Below are 13,977 nucleotides of genomic sequence, written 5' to 3'. Positions count from 1 at the left end.
AAGGGGCAATCGACCTAAGGATAACTCGCCGCTTCGACTTCCGGCTGGGCGGCGAGGCGCGCTAGTCAGCGAATCGTGCAATCCGGAATCACCATAGGTCACGACGCGGGCGGCGAGCCGGTGCTGTTCGACATCGAGGAGCTGCTGGCCACCCGCCTGCTGGTGCAGGGCAACAGCGGCTCGGGCAAGAGCCACCTGTTGCGCCGCTTGCTGGAGGAAAGCGCCGGAGCAGTGCAACAGGTTGTGATCGACCCGGAGGGCGATTTCACTTCGCTGGCCGACGCGTTCGACCATGTCGTGATCGACGGCGCGGCATACTCGCCGCCTGAAATCGAGGCGCTGGCTCGGCGTTGCCGAGAACACCGGGCAAGCATAGTGCTGGCGCTCGAGGGGCTGGAGGTGGAACAGCAGATCCGCTGCGCAGCGCAGTTTCTCAATGCGCTGTTCGATGCCCCGCGCGAGTTCTGGTTTCCAGCACTGGTGGTGGTGGATGAGGCGCAGATGTTCGCTCCATCGGTCGCCGGCGAGATGGCAGAGGACACGCGCCGCATGACGCTGTCGGCGATGACCAACCTGATGTGCCGGGGGCGCAAGCGCGGGCTGGCCGGGATCGTCGCCACCCAACGGCTGGCCAAGCTGGCCAAGAACGTCGCGGCCGAGGCATCGAACTTCCTGATGGGCCGGACCTTCCTCGATATCGACATGGTGCGCGCTGCCGACTTGCTGGGCATGGAGCGCCGTCAGGCCGAGCGAATCCGCGACCTGGAGCGCGGACATTTCCTCGCGCTTGGCCCTGCAATCAGCCGTCGTCCGGTGGCGGTGAAAATCGGTCCGGTGAAAACCGGCCACAAGGCGCGCGCCGACGGGTTGCTGCCGCTGCCCGATGCCCCGAGCGAGGGGATGGAGGCGTTGCTGACCGACAACCTCGCCGCGCAGGCACCGGTGGCTTCACCGCCTCCCGCTGGTCCCGCTCCTGAACCGGCGGAACTGGTGCCGGGGGCAACTGCGGCAAAGGAGGAGGTTGCTTCGAGCCCTGCCACCCAATCATCTGACCGTTCCGAGCAGGCTGAAGCGATCCTCACCAAACTTGCGACCGAAGAGGGCGCGACCTTTCGCTCGGCCAGCCAGCTTTACCAGGCATTCCTGTCGCGATGCCGCAAGCAGGGCATTGGCGGGGTGCCGGTCGACATGGCAGCGTTTCGGCGGCGCTTTGCCATTGCCAGCGCGCGGCTTGACCGACTGGACGTGGATGCACGCGCGCGAGTGCTGGCACTGGGCGAACAGGTCGATGACGATATCCTCGCGCCTTACCTGGCGATCGCTGCGGCCGCGTCTGAGGGCCTGTCGGCGCCCGAGGATGACGAGTTGGCCCGTGTTTACGGAACCAGCTCACCCGGTCGGATTCGCCGGTTGCTCGATCACCTCGAACGGCTCGGACTGATTGTCGTGCGCGAGGAATTCGGCGGCGGGCGTACCCTGCTGGTGGCCGGCCTCGACGCACAGCCCGCGGAGTAGCGAGGACACGAAAATTGGCCACGCCCCCTGTTCGGATGCGCTGTCGGTCCTATATTCGGGTAACACACCTCGCCGAGACGCGGTGGGGGCTTGTGTTGTAAATCGGCAACACTATATCTCCCGGGTCAGAATTGAGGGCACACAATGAATCTCGAGAAATTTACCGACCGGGCCAAGGGCTTTCTGCAAGCGGCACAGACGGTCGCCATTCGTTTGAACCACCAGCGCATCACTCCGGCACATCTGCTCAAGGCGATGGTCGAGGATGCCGAGGGCATGGCTTCGGGCCTGATCGCACGCGCGGGCGGCAATCCACGCATGGTCGAAGAAGAGCTCGACACAGCGCTGGCGAAAATACCGGCGGTGAGCGGGAGCGGTGCACAGGCGACCCCCGGTCTCGACAACGACGCTGTGCGGGTGCTCGACCAGGCCGAGCAGATCGCCGAGAAATCGGGCGACAGCTATGTCACAGTCGAACGGCTTTTGGTGGCCCTCGCGCTCGCCACTACCACTGCGGCGGGGCAGGCGCTCAAGGCAGCCAACGTCGATGCCAAGTCGCTTGAGGCCGAGATTTCCGAGCTGCGCAAGGGCAAGACGGCCGATAGCGCCAATGCCGAAGAAGCCTATGATGCGATGAAGAAATATGCTCGCGACCTGACCCAGGCCGCGCGCGACGGCAAGCTCGATCCCGTCATCGGCCGCGACGAGGAAATCCGCCGCACGATCCAGATTCTTGCTCGCCGGACCAAGAACAATCCTGCTCTCATCGGCGAACCGGGCACCGGCAAGACTGCCATTGCCGAGGGGCTGGCGCTGCGCATTGCCAATGGCGACGTGCCTGACAGCCTCAAGGGGCGCACGCTGATGAGCCTCGATCTCGGATCACTGATCGCCGGGGCCAAGTTCCGCGGCGAGTTCGAGGAGCGGCTCAAGGCCGTGCTCGATGAGGTCAAGGGCGCGGACGGCCAGATCATCCTGTTCATCGACGAGATGCACACGCTGATCGGGGCCGGCGCGAGCGAAGGTTCGATGGACGCTTCCAACCTGCTCAAGCCTGCCTTGAGCCGCGGCGAACTGCATTGCATCGGGGCCACCACGCTCGATGAGTACCAGAAGTATGTCGAGAAGGACCCGGCGCTGCAGCGGCGTTTCCAGTCGGTCTATATAGATGAGCCGACGGTCGAGGACACGATCAGCATCCTGCGCGGTATCGTCGAGAAATACGAACTGCACCACGGGGTCAACATCACCGACGGCGCGCTGGTTGCGGCCGCGCGGCTGTCTGACCGCTATATCCAGAACCGGTTCCTGCCGGACAAGGCGATCGACCTGATGGACGAGGCAGCCAGCCGCATCCGCATGGAAGTGGAAAGCAAGCCCGAGGAAATCGAAAACCTCGATCGCAAGATCATCCAGCTCAAGATCGAGGAGCAGGGACTAGCCAAGGAAACCGATTCCGCTTCAAAGGACCGACTTGAGGCCCTTCGCAAGGAGCTGTCCGAACTCGAGCAGAAGTCGAGCGAGCTGACCACGCGCTGGCAGAACGAGCGCGACAAGATCCATGCAGAAAGCCGGGTCAAGGAAGAGCTCGACGCGGCGCGGATCGAGTTGGAGCAAGCCCAGCGTGGCGGCGACCTGCAGAGGGCAGGCGAATTGTCATACGGCACAATTCCCGATCTGGAAAAGAAGCTGGAGGAGGCGCGCGGTCACACCGAGAACGCCCTGCTGCGCGAAGAAGTGACCGAGGACGACATAGCCAATGTCGTCAGCCGCTGGACCGGCATTCCGATGGACCGGATGCTGGAGGGCGAGCGCGACAAGCTGCTCAAGATGGAGGAGCTACTCGGCAAGCGGGTGATCGGACAGGGCCAGGCGATCGAGGCGGTGTCGAAGGCCGTGCGCCGGGCGCGCGCGGGCCTGCAGGATCCGGGGCGCCCGCTCGGCAGCTTTCTGTTCCTCGGCCCTACCGGCGTCGGCAAGACCGAGCTGACCAAGGCGCTGGCCGGGTTCCTGTTCGACGATGATGACGCCATGGTTCGCATCGACATGAGCGAATTCATGGAGAAGCACGCGGTATCGCGGCTGATCGGCGCGCCTCCGGGCTATGTTGGCTATGACGAGGGCGGGGTGTTGACCGAGGCGGTTCGCCGCCGCCCCTACCAGGTGGTGTTGTTCGACGAGGTCGAGAAGGCGCATAGCGATGTCTTCAACGTGCTGTTGCAGGTGCTCGACGACGGGCGGTTGACCGACGGGCAGGGCCGGGTGGTGGATTTTTCCAACACGCTGATCATTCTCACTTCCAACCTCGGCAGCCAGTATCTTGCCAACATGGAAGACGGCCAGACAGTGACCGATGTCGAGCCGCAGGTGATGGACGTGGTGCGCGGGCATTTCCGGCCCGAGTTTCTCAACCGGCTGGACGAGATCATTCTTTTCCATCGGCTGTCGATGGAGCACATGGCGCCGATCGTAGAGATTCAGATCGCAAGGGTGGGCAAGCTGCTGGCCGATCGCAAGATCACGCTCGACCTGACCGATGCAGCGCTGCGCTGGCTGGGGCGGGTTGGCTATGATCCGGTCTATGGCGCGCGTCCCCTGAAGCGGGCCGTGCAGCGATATTTGCAGGATCCTCTGGCCGACATGCTGCTCCAGGGCGAGGTGCCCGATGGCAGCACGGTCAGTGTCGACGAGGGCGACGGCGAACTACAAATGGTGATCGGCTGAAAGCCGTGAGGGGATTCGCCCCAGTCAGTTGCAGATTTTCGAACCTGACTGGGGCGAATGATGTTGCGCAATTGCGTTTCAACACGCAACTTTCTTCCGTGTAAGTAAGTATGGAGCCTAAACTGTGTGATTTGCGCAACAAGCTTATCCGACATTAACTTTCGTTTATAAAAGCGGCTTGTCATTCGCGCGCCTGTTGCTGCAGACCTCTCATTCGCGGAACGGGGGTTTCCCGCAAAATTGAGCATTATCGAAGATGTGGCTTGGCTGTCAGATTCTTCAGGGAATGATGTTCGGGGCGCACCTTGTTCCAGTTGTCGCGACTGGAGAAAACATGAAAACCTTGCACTCACATTCGATAAGGGGCCTCGCGGCGTCGGCTTCGGTCGTCGCGCTTGCCGTGTCCGTCCCTGCCTTCGCCCAGACCGCCGGGGTTCCCGCGCAGCTGGAAGACGAAGAATGTATCGCTGACGCCAACGGCGTACTGCCCGATGGCTGCGAAGCCGAAACGATCACCACGCCGCCGGTTACGCCGCGCACGGGCGACCAGATCGTTGTCACCGGTTCGCGCATCAAGCAGGACACATTCTCCAGCATCTCGCCGCTTCAGGTCCTGTCGACCGACGACCAGAACGAAGCCGGCCTGTTCGATCCTTCGCAGATCCTGCAGCGTTCCGAAGCTGCTTCCGGTACGCAGATCGACGCCACCTTCCAGGGCTTCGTGCTCGACAACGGCCCGGGTTCGCAGACGCTGAACCTGCGTGGCCTTGGTGCCGATCGTACGCTCCTCCTCGTCAATGGCCGTCGCCTCGCGCCGGCTGGTGTGGAAGGCGCGCCGACCAACCCGTCGATCAACCTCCTGCCGGGTACGCTGATCGAGCGCTACGACCTGCTGCTCGACGGTGCTTCGTCGATCTACGGTTCGGACGCTGTTGCCGGTGTCGGTAACGTTATCCTGCGCAAGGACTTCGACGGTCTCGAACTGCGTGCACGCGGCGACGTCAACCCGATGGGTGGCGGCGACGATTACACGATCTCGGGCGCGTGGGGCTTCAACACCGACCGCGGTTTCTTCGGCGTCGGCGTCGAATATGACTATCGCGACGAAATCCGCCTGCGCGACCGCGACTTCTTCCAGGGTTGCGACAACCATTACGAAGTCGACCAGGACGGTAACATCCGTACCGTCGGCCTCGCCGACAATGCGGCTGTCAGCGCTCGCTCGCCAGGCGTTACGGTTTCCGAGAACCCCTGTAAGATCGCTGGCATTTCCGGCCGTATCTTCCAGCCGTTCGCGCGCTTCGGCTCGGTGTATTTCCCAGCCAACGGCAACATCGCCAACTTCCCGATCGATCCGCGCACCGGGCGTCCGTTCCCGTTCGGCGAATCGACCAATGCTTTCGGCCGGGACCTCGACACCAATGGCGACGGCATCCGCGATGTGGACTTCCAGAACGTCAACACCAATGGCGCCAATCTGGACCAGATCTTCCTGAGCCAGCAGCGCCTGCTGAACGTCATGGCGTATGGTGAATATACATTCGCCGGGGAAGCAAACATCACCCCGTTCTTCGAGGCCAATTACAGCCGCGCACGGATCGAGGCAGACGGCAGCGGGGCACCGCAGGTCTTCCCGAGCGTGCCCGACCTCAACCGGTTCAACCCGTGTAACTTCATCACCAACCCGAACGGCGTCGATTGCCGCGCGGTGGACAATGCCCTCCAAGGCCTTACCGGAACGCCCTTCGCATTGTCTTCAGGGTTCACGCTGCCGACTACGCCGATCGCTGCCATCCGCGGCGATCGGGACAACACCGATGTGACGCAGGAGCAGATCCGCGCCGTTATCGGCGTCCGCGGTGACATGCCCGTCGTCGGCCCGAGCTGGTCCTTCGAAACTTCGCTGGTCTATTCGCGCTCCAAGGGTAAATCGATCCGTCGCGGTATTCGCGAGGATCGTCTGGCCCTGGCGCTGGGTCTGGACCCGACCGGCGATTACGACGGTGACGGCATCGTCGACAACAACGGTGACGGCATCGCTGACGACTATAACAACGGCATCGATGTCTTCGGTCTCTTCGGCGATCCGCTCTGGATCGGTGAATGTAACACGGCCGGCCTCGCTAATCCGTCGCTCGCCGCGCCGGATCTGAACGCCAGCAGCTGTGTCCCGGTCAACCTGTTTGCACCCAGCGTTCTGGGTGCCCCGATCGGAGACTTCGCCACCCAGGCTGAACGCGACTACCTGTTCGGGGAGCGGGTCTTCAACACCACCTACAAGCAGATCACATGGACGGGCTTCGTCACCGGTGACCTGTTCGAACTGCCGGGCGGCACTGCCGGTCTCGTGCTCGGCGGCGAATACCGCCGTGACGAAATCAATTCGAAGCCCGACATCGTCGCTTCGAACGGCCTGTTCTTCGGGTTCTTCTCGGATCAGGGCGCCGTGGGTAACAAGGAAATCCAGGAAGGCTTTGCGGAACTCAATCTCCCGCTTCTGGCCGGTGTCCCGGGTGTCCAGCAGCTCGATTTGAACCTCTCGGGCCGTATCACGAACGAGGAGTTCTACGGCACCAACTACACCTACTCGGCCAAGGTTGGCTGGCGTCCGATCGAACCGCTGCTGCTTCGTGCCAGCTACGGTACCTCGTTCCGCGCCCCGAACCTGCGTGAGAACTTCCTGCTCGGGCAGAGCGGCTTCCTGACGCTGTTTGATCCCTGCGCAGTTCCGACCGACGCATTCGTAGGCGGGGCTTACAATGCAGCGCTCGACAATCGCGAAGCACAGGTGCTGACCAACTGTACCCGCGAAGGTCGCGATCCGACCCGCGTGGGTATCGACAGCCAGGGCCTGAACACTCTTCAGACCGCCAGCGTCGAAATCAAGACGGGCGGCAGTCTCGATATCGAGCCGGAGACCTCCGATTCGCTGACGGCCGGTTTCGCCTTCGAGGAAACCTTTGGTCCGATCGATTTCAGCCTCGGGTTCAACTACTTCCGCATCAAGCTGAAGGATTCGATCATCGAACCGAGCAGCCAGTTCATCGTCAACGATTGCTATACGCGTGATGATGGCCAGCGCAGCCCGTTCTGTGATCGCATCATCCCGAACTCGGATCCGAACTCGCGTCGTCTTATCTCGAACCTCAACTCGGGCTTCATCAACCTCAACCAGGAAAAGGTTGAGGGGATGGACTTCAACGCCTCGTTTGGTGTTGAAACCCCGGTGTTCGGCAAACTGGTTGATTTCGGCTTGCGGTTCAGCGCCAACCACCTGATGGAGCGTTCGACGCTGTTCGTCGACGATACCGGCGCTGAAACCTTTGACGATGACGCCGGTGAATTCGGCCTGCCCGAATGGACCGGTCGTGGTACCTTTACCGCCGACGTCGACAACTGGCGCCTGACCTACCAGATCCGTTACACCGGTCCGGTCGAGCAGGATGCCGAAGGTATCGATCCGCTCTCCGACGCTTTCGGTAACGGACCTGACGGCCAACCGACCGGCTTCATCGGTGATACCTGCACCGGCGGCGGCTCGGCCAACGGCGTAGTCGCCGGCGACGGCATCTATTGCCGCGACGTAGGCTTCGCCAAGGAACAGTTCCTCCACACCATCTCGCTGCGTTATCGCACGGGTACGTGGTCGTTCCTGGTCGGTGTCGACAATCTCTTCGACACTGCTCCGCCGCTCGTCGACAGCAACGAAGTCCTCGCTATCAACAACACCGCCATCGGTCTGGGTTACGACTATGACGGCCGTGAGTTCTTCTTCTCCGTCGAGAAGTCGTTCTAAGAAGGTTCATCCTTCTTGAGACATGAAGGGGCGGCTCCGGTGATTGCATCGGTGCCGCCCTTTTCATAGGGTCTCTCCACCAGTTCTTTTTTCCGCAAGCTAAAGAGTCGCCACACCATGAAATTATTCAAAGCTGCCTGCTTGGCTGCCGCCGGAACCGTCATGACGCTGGGCCTCGCGCCCGCCATTGCAGGTCCCCAGAACCAGCCGACAGTGCCGCTCGAAGTCTGGTCGCTGCGCGACGTGGTGAACCTGGTTCAGGTCTCGCCCGACGGCAAGCATCTGCTTGTCCTCAAGACCGAAAGCCGCGACGGCGAGCATATCCTCGAAATCTACGACACGAACGAGATGTCAAAGCCACTTCGGCGGTTGAATGCCAAGCCGATGGAACTGATCAGTGCGCGCTGGGTGAGCAACAATCACATCTTTGGCACGGCTTGGCAGGTCAAGCGCAGCAAGGTGAACGGTCCCGAAGAGGACGTGCGTGAATACGCGACCTATTCGTACAATCTGGAAAAGAACAAGTTCCAGCAGATCGATGGCGAATTCAGCATCGTCAATTCGCTGCCCGACGAAGATATGGAAGTCCTTGTCGCTACAGGCCGCGACGATAGCGCTCTGACCGGGGTCGATCCGTTCTCCGCGTTCAAGCCGCGTTCCTACTATCGCTACAATCTCGAATCGGGCAAGCGCACCTTGGTCATGCGCGGGACAGTCAAGTACCCCCGGCCGACCTTCGATCTCCAGGGCAACCCGCGCTACGTCGAATCCTACGACGCTGCGAGCAAGACCGTGAAGACATATTACCGTCTCCCGGGCGAAGGCTCGTGGACGGAATTCGGTACCGGCTTCGATCTCGACAGCCATGAGAACCTCTACCGTGTGCTCGGCGGGTTCCAGGGACTGGCCGGTTTCAAGGAAGACGATCCCACGATCGGCTACATCATCGACAATCGCGGCGAAGACAAGGCGGCGCTGTGGGAGTTCGATTTCAAGACCGGCCAGTTCGGCGAAAAGCTCTTCTCGACGCCCGATGCCGACGTGATGGGTATCGCGACGAGCTCATTGCCGAACTCCAGCAAGCTGGTGGCCGCCGTCTACCCGGGTGAGAAGTACGAACGCGCCTGGTTCGATGCCGAAGAAGCGGCTCTTTACGCGCAATTCCAGAAGCTTATCCCTGAAGCCCATCAGCTGAGCATCTCCAGCCGTTCGCTCGACGGTGGAACGATGGTAGTCCAGAACACCGGGCCGAAAGACCCGGGTTCGTTCTGGTTCGTCAAGGATGGCAGCATCACCAAGCTCGGCAGCCGCAATCCGCTGCTCAAGCCCGAACAGCTCTCCGACGTCGAGTTCATCAAGTATCCGGCGCGCGACGGGCACATGATCCCGGCCTATCTCACCAAGCCGAAGGGGGAGGGGCCGTTTCCGCTGATCGTGCTCCCGCATGGCGGACCGCATGTGACAGAGGTCGTCACCTATGACGAATGGGGACAATTGCTGGCGAATGCCGGCTACATGGTCCTGCAGCCGCAATATCGCATGTCGGTCGGTTGGGGGCAGAAGCACTTCGACGATGCCTACGGCCAGCATGGCCTGCTGATGCAGGACGACAAGGACGATGGCGTAAAGCACCTGATTGACCAGGGGCTGGTCGATCCGGACCGCGTCGCCATGTTTGGCTGGTCCTATGGCGGCTATGCCGCGCTGGTGGCGCTGACGCGCGAAAACAACCTCTACCAGTGCGCTATCGCCGGTGCCGCGGTGGCCGACCCCGAGAAGGTCTACATGCTGCGTCGGAGCCCCAATGATGCCAAGGCTCTGGATGACTGGAGCCAGCGCCGAGGGATGATCGGCATCAACCCGATCAAGGAGGTCGGCAAACCGTCGATTCCGCTGCTGATGGTGCATGGCGATGTCGACGCCCGCGTGCTTTATTTCAACTTCAAGGACTACAAGGAAGCGATGGACAAGGCGGGCAAGACGAATGCCCAGTACCTGACGCTGAAGGGCGCCGACCATTTCTCGCGCACCCTGATGTACGAGCACCAGGAAGCCTTCTACACCAAGATGATCGACTATCTCGCCAATGATTGCGGACCCGGCGGGCTGTAAACCCCGTTGAACTGCCTGAATTCAAAGCAAAAGGGGCGCGGCCTTGCGGTCGCGCCCCTTTTGCTTTGGCTCGCCAGACGATGCGCCCGGCGACGAATCACTCGATCCGGCGCCCCTTGACCCCGATCTGGCCGTTCACGCGGATGAAATAGCTTCCCATCGCGGCTTTCTTGAACTCTACCGGCTGCCCTTCGCGCGGGGGGCGCCAGCCCAGCTTGCTCTCGGCAATCCGCCAGACCGAGCCTTCCTTGGTCTGGAACACCCAGGTCTCGCGGCCCACCGCGCGAACGCCGGTTATGGTGGTTTCAAGCGTGGTCATTTCCTCGTCGCCATCGCCGAACAGCTTGATCTTCGGCATGACGAACCCGAACAGGCTGCGCTTGGTTTCCTCCACATCGGCCCGATCAACCACCTGCAGCGATCCGTCGTCAGTGGCGGCGAGCACCGCACCCACTTGGCGGTCGTAGCAGGCCAGTCGCGCGTCCGGATCGGTCATCCCGCGGCAGGCCCGCAGCTGGTCGATTGTATCCTTGCTGTTTGGCACGACCGTTTCCTGCGCCATGGCCGGCGCAAGGGTGAAAAACGGCAGCATGAGAGCGGGCGTGCACAGCAGCGCCAGGGTAGGCAAACGTGGCATAAATCCTCCGAAATGAGAGCCTGTAAGTGCCATATAGCCCCCCTTGCGCCAACTGTAACTTCAAAGTCACACCCCGTTGAACATCCACTGTTTCCGCCGTTTCCCGATTGATACGGGGCTTTGACGTAGCCTAGAGGCGCATCATTCGGATCATTGCGTCCGAAACACCAACTGTTCAAGGCGTGCCCAAGGGGGGTACGCGGGATTAAGGGGATTGGAATGTCCAACCGTTTTAATAAAGCGGCTCTTCTCACCGGCTCGATTTTGGCCGGTGCGATGGTTGCTACACCAGTATACGCCCAGACCGATGGGGAAGATGAGGCAGCCGTTCAGTCGGGTGCAGCAGCTGCTCCTGCCGATCTGATCGTTGTCACGGGTTCGCGCATCGCTCAGCGCAACGTGGAAACCGCCGCTCCGATCGCGGTCGTGCAAGACGAAGAGTTCAAGCTCTCCGGCACGGTCAACGTCGAGAACGTGGTCAACACGCTGCCGCAGGTCGTTCCGGGCTTCACCTCCAACTCGAACAACCCCGGCACCGGTACCGCCACGCTGAACCTTCGCGGTCTCGGCTCGACCCGCACAATGGTGCTCGTCAACGGCCGTCGCTGGATGTTCTACGATACATCGCAGGTTGTCGACCTTAACACCATTCCGAACTTCCTCCTCGACAGCGTCGACGTGGTGACCGGTGGTGCTTCGGCAGTTTACGGTTCGGACGCTCTGTCCGGCGTCGTGAACTTCCGTCTCAAGGATGTCGAAGGCATCGAACTGGGCGGCCAGTACTCGCTGACCCAGGAAGGTGACGGCGCACGTTACCAGATCCATGGTGCAATCGGCACCTCGTTCGACGATGGCCGCGGTAGCGCCACCGTCTTCGCTGAATACTACAACCGCCAGGGCATCTTCCAGGGCGACCGCGACTTTTCGTTCTTCGCACTCGGCGGTGAAACCTTCGGTGTGCAGCAGCAGCAGTTTGGTTCGTCGACCCTTCCGAATGGCGTCCTGCGCTATCTCGGCGGCGCCAACACGCCGACCAATGTGCCTGCTGGCAGCGAATTCGGCCCCGCCCGTCGCGGCTTCGGCTCGGCTGTCGTGTTTGACAACACCCCGGGCGACTTCCGTCGTCGTACGGGTGACACCTACAACTACGCACCGGTCAACTACCTGCAGATCCCGCAGGAACGTTACCTCATGGGCGGCTATGCGGATTACGAATTCGCCGACGGCCACGAAGCGTACATGGAAGTGTCCATGGTCAACAACCGCGTTGCGCAGGAACTCGCTGCAACGCCGGTGACTGGTACCTTCAACATCAACCTCGCAGCTGTCCGCCCCTTCTTCGTTCCGGGCGACTACCAGCAGCTGGTCGCTATTGACCAGGCTGAAACCGCGAACAACAACCTCGCAGGCTCGGCTGACGATCCAGGCGTGGTCAACATGTTCGTTCAGCGTCGTACGGTTGAAACCGGTGCGCGTAACAGCCTCGACGAGCGTAACGCATTCCGCGTTCTCGGCGGTGTTCGCGGAGCGATCACCGACTGGCTGAACTACGATTCGTACTACATGTACGCTCGTACCCGGAACGCCAACGTTCAAGAGGGTAACATCTCGCGGTCGGCTTTCCAGCGCGGCCTCGACGGAACCGATCCGGCGATCAACATCTTCGGTCTCGGCACGCTGAACCAGAGCATGGTCGACCAGATCTCGATCCGTGCCCAGAATGGCGACATCTCGACGCTTGAAGTTGCCAACGCTGCCCTGTCGGGCTTCGTCGGCGATCTCGGCTTCGGCGGTGGCGACATCGGCTTCGCAGTCGGTGCTGAATACCGTGAAGTGGCTTCGCAGTTTATTCCCGACACTGCTTTGGCTTCGGGCGACGTGATCGGCTTCAACGCCGGTAACCCGACGGAAGGTGGCTACAATGTTCGCGAAGTCTTCGCCGAGCTTAACGTTCCGGTCTTCGAAACCGATGGCGGTACCCGTCTCGAGTTGACCGGTGCAGGTCGTTACTCCGATTACTCGCTGGCAGCAGTGGGCGGTGTGTGGACCTATGCTGGTGGCGTCGAATTCGGCATTATCGATGGTGTGACCCTGCGTGGTCAGTACCAGCGTGCCGTTCGCGCTCCGAACGTGGGTGAACTGTTCGGCGGTCAGTCGATCGGCTTCCCTGGTGCAACCGACCCGTGCGGTACCGCAGCAGCTACTCCGGGCAGCGCCCTGGGTAACATCTGTGTCGCCAGCGGTGTTCCGAGTGCTAACCTGGGTAACCCAACCCAGATCCAGCCGAATGCTCAGATTCCAGCTCTGTTCGGGGGTAACCCGAACCTCCAGGAAGAATCGTCTGACAGCTTTACCGCAGGTATCGTTCTTCAGCCGACCTTCATCCCGGGCCTGACGATCACGGCTGACTATTTCGACATTCAGATCGACAATGCCATCAGCACGATCTCACTTCAGCAGACCCTTGATCTGTGTTTCAACCAGATCCAGGATCCGAACGCTCCGAGCTGTGCTCCTTTCTTCCCGAATGGTGGCACGGTGCGTAACGCTTCGGGTGCAATCGTGACCGGCAACCCGCCGGCTCTCGGCGCACTCAATGTGGCATCGCTGGGCGTCAAGGGTGTCGACCTTCAGGTCAATTACACCACGACCATCCCGTTCTCGCTGATGACCGACACTGGTGAGCAGACCGTCAACCTCAACTTCCTCGGCACCTGGACCGATAGCGCTTTCTTCGAAGCGTTCCCGGGCGCCGACATTGTTGAGTGTGCTGGTAACTTCGGCCAAACCTGTGGCGAGCCGACGGCATCGTACAAGTGGACTTCGCGTCTGTCGTTCGTCGACGGTCCGCTGACCACCTCGATCCGCTGGCGTCACCTCTCGGGCGTGGCAGACGATGATGATGGTACCGATTACGCGGCCTTTAACGGCGTTGAGCGTATCCCGGCCTACGACCTCATCGATCTGACCTTCTCGTTCGATGTGACCGAGCAGTTCACCCTCGCACTGGGTGTCAACAACCTGTTCGACAAGCTGCCGCAGGCTCCTGAGTTCGCTAATGGCGGCATCGTCGTCAGCAACCCGAACGACGGTACCCGTCTTGGTGACAACCAAGAGCAGGCCAACACCTACCCGAGCACCTACGACGTGCTTGGTCGCGACTTCTTCGTCTCCGCGAACTTCAAGTTCTAAG

Annotated in this window: 6 protein-coding genes; 5 read left to right on the top strand and 1 reads right to left on the bottom strand. The window is 61.3% G+C overall.

Going from position 1 to position 13,977, the window contains the following annotated elements:
* Positions 1 to 75: 75 nt before the first annotated feature.
* From ACXYL9_RS12220 to ACXYL9_RS12205, 4 genes are all read left to right on the top strand, one after another.
* Positions 76 to 1,515 (top strand): ATP-binding protein, encoded by a 1,440-nt coding sequence (locus ACXYL9_RS12220; protein WP_459039765.1) that lies wholly within the window; start codon positions 76 to 78, stop codon positions 1,513 to 1,515.
* 144 nt (positions 1,516 to 1,659) lie between these two features.
* Positions 1,660 to 4,239, top strand: coding sequence for an ATP-dependent chaperone ClpB (gene clpB / locus ACXYL9_RS12215; RefSeq protein ID WP_459039764.1), 2,580 nt, complete (start codon positions 1,660 to 1,662; stop codon positions 4,237 to 4,239).
* Between the two features lie 334 nt (positions 4,240 to 4,573).
* Complete coding sequence (locus tag ACXYL9_RS12210) at positions 4,574 to 8,035, top strand: TonB-dependent receptor domain-containing protein (RefSeq protein WP_459039763.1); 3,462 nt, start codon at positions 4,574 to 4,576, stop codon at positions 8,033 to 8,035.
* Positions 8,036 to 8,152: 117 nt separating this feature from the next.
* Positions 8,153 to 10,147 (top strand): alpha/beta hydrolase family protein, encoded by a 1,995-nt coding sequence (locus tag ACXYL9_RS12205; protein WP_459039762.1) that lies wholly within the window; start codon positions 8,153 to 8,155, stop codon positions 10,145 to 10,147.
* Positions 10,148 to 10,244: 97 nt separating this feature from the next.
* Here ACXYL9_RS12205 and ACXYL9_RS12200 read toward each other — a convergent pair whose 3' ends face one another.
* Positions 10,245 to 10,784, bottom strand: a complete 540-nt coding sequence (locus tag ACXYL9_RS12200; protein ID WP_459039761.1) for a hypothetical protein — start codon at positions 10,782 to 10,784, stop codon at positions 10,245 to 10,247.
* 219 nt (positions 10,785 to 11,003) lie between these two features.
* Here ACXYL9_RS12200 and ACXYL9_RS12195 point away from each other — a divergent pair, with 219 nt between their 5' ends.
* The gene (locus ACXYL9_RS12195; protein ID WP_459039760.1) at positions 11,004 to 13,976 is read left to right on the top strand and encodes a TonB-dependent receptor domain-containing protein; all 2,973 of its coding nucleotides are present in this window, start codon (positions 11,004 to 11,006) and stop codon (positions 13,974 to 13,976) included.
* The last annotated feature ends 1 nt before the right edge of the window (position 13,977 follow it).

Source organism: Qipengyuania sp. CAU 1752 (assembly GCF_054482615.1).
Note: the sequence above shows the minus strand (reverse complement) of the source record. Positions and strands in the feature narration are given on the sequence as shown.

Coding starts and splice junctions, on each gene's coding strand:
- clpB (WP_459039764.1), top strand. CDS start 1,660: ATGAATCTCGAGAAATTTACCGACCGGGCCAAGGGCTTTCTGCAAGCG.
- ACXYL9_RS12210 (WP_459039763.1), top strand. CDS start 4,574: ATGAAAACCTTGCACTCACATTCGATAAGGGGCCTCGCGGCGTCGGCT.
- ACXYL9_RS12205 (WP_459039762.1), top strand. CDS start 8,153: ATGAAATTATTCAAAGCTGCCTGCTTGGCTGCCGCCGGAACCGTCATG.
- ACXYL9_RS12200 (WP_459039761.1), bottom strand. CDS start 10,784: ATGCCACGTTTGCCTACCCTGGCGCTGCTGTGCACGCCCGCTCTCATG.
- ACXYL9_RS12195 (WP_459039760.1), top strand. CDS start 11,004: ATGTCCAACCGTTTTAATAAAGCGGCTCTTCTCACCGGCTCGATTTTG.